Source organism: bacterium, from assembly GCA_009926305.1.
Lineage (GTDB): Bacteria > Bdellovibrionota_C > UBA2361 > UBA2361 > RFPC01 > RFPC01.
The window spans coordinates 1-1321 of sequence record RFPC01000231.1 but is presented as its reverse complement, the minus strand read 5'-3'; the positions used below and the strand labels follow the sequence as shown (position 1 = coordinate 1321).

Below are 1321 nucleotides of genomic sequence, written 5' to 3'. Positions count from 1 at the left end.
CGCGAAGATCAGCTGGACTGTTAGCCCAATTTGCGTCCTGAACGAGAGCTACTGGAGCCTTAGTATTGAGAAGAAACTCAAGTACTTCTGACTTATTAAGCATCTCGGGAACTGCATCAGACTTAGCCATTGTTTGAACTTCGGCTCTGTTCATTGTTGCAGGACGGCTAACTGGGGTTGATTTTTTAAGAGAAGCGTTTTCAGCACGGAGGCTGTCAATCGACTTCTTCATCTCAGCCATTGTTTTAGCCATTTCATCCATCGCCTTGCCCATTTCTGGAGCAGGAGCGGCGGGTGCTTCTGGAGCAGGATCTTCTTCGGAGCCTTGACGAGCAGCCATTTCTGACTGAACAGCTGCCATAAGAGCCTGAAGATCTTCGTCATCGAGAGCCTTAACAACCTCTTCGAGTGACTCTCCGCCTTCTTCGGCGGCATCTTCGAGTTCGTCGGCTTGGTCTTCGATACTATCGGGAGAACCTTCTTCAGATTCTGGAGCTTCTTCAGCTTCGGGAGCTTCTTCAGCTTCGGGAGCACTTTCGTTTGCACCCATCTCAGGAGCTGATTCTTCAGCTTCTGGCTTTTCTTCCTCTTCGCCTTCTGCTTTATACATGTCTGACTTTGAAAGCTTTTCAACTTCTTCGGTCAAACTGTTAATTTCTTCTAAAAGGTTTTTGATATCCATTTTTATATCTCCTTAATGTGTAGTGTTGGTAGCGTTTTATTAAACGCCGCCAACAACCGCTGTACGAGAAGGAGCGAGAGCCATTGAGTCTGATGGAAGACTGTCTGCAGCTGCGCCATTAATTCCTTTGAGTTCAGGAAGTACACCATTTGCCGTTACTTTCAACTCAACTGGAGATCCAAGTTGTCCGCGCAAGCAGTGGACGAGATCTTGAGCGAATTTAGCATGATCATCCATTAGTCCAGCAGATGCTTCTACCGCTACCATTGCGTGAACGGAGCCGTGAATTGGGGTATTTCCTGCGTGACTGAGAGTAAACATTGTAGCTGGAAGACCGTCGCCCGCTGGAATAAGACGAACAAATGCAGCAACGTCGTTTGATGCATGTCCTGCGGCGGTAAAGTTTACGAACATTGATACATAACCTTCGCCATCTTGACCAACAAACAAAGCTTTTGGATCTTTCCAACCGAAAGATTTAAGCTGCGTATCAACGAGAGCCTGCAATAATTTTAATTCGCGTGCGTGAGCCATGGAAAAATCCCCTATTCTATTTTAGGATTGTACAGGTTTATTCCTGCAATGATTCAATTTTATCACAATTATCTAAAATGTCATCATATTTATCTACCAAAATAC

At 45.4% G+C, this 1321-nt stretch carries 2 protein-coding genes; both read right to left on the bottom strand.

Translation table 11 applies throughout. From position 1 onward, the window contains the following. Positions 1–682: hypothetical protein (locus tag EBR25_14095; GenBank protein ID NBW42101.1), on the bottom strand; the 682-nt coding region annotated here is incomplete at its 3' end. 39 nt (positions 683–721) lie between these two features. After that, complete coding sequence (locus EBR25_14090) at positions 722–1216, bottom strand: hypothetical protein (GenBank protein ID NBW42100.1); 495 nt, start codon at positions 1214–1216, stop codon at positions 722–724. Between the last annotated feature and the right edge of the window lie 105 nt (positions 1217–1321).

What these genes read in the sequence shown, in the direction of transcription:
- EBR25_14090 (NBW42100.1), bottom strand. Translation starts at nt 1,216, where the DNA reads ATGGCTCACGCACGCGAATTAAAATTATTGCAGGCTCTCGTTGATACG.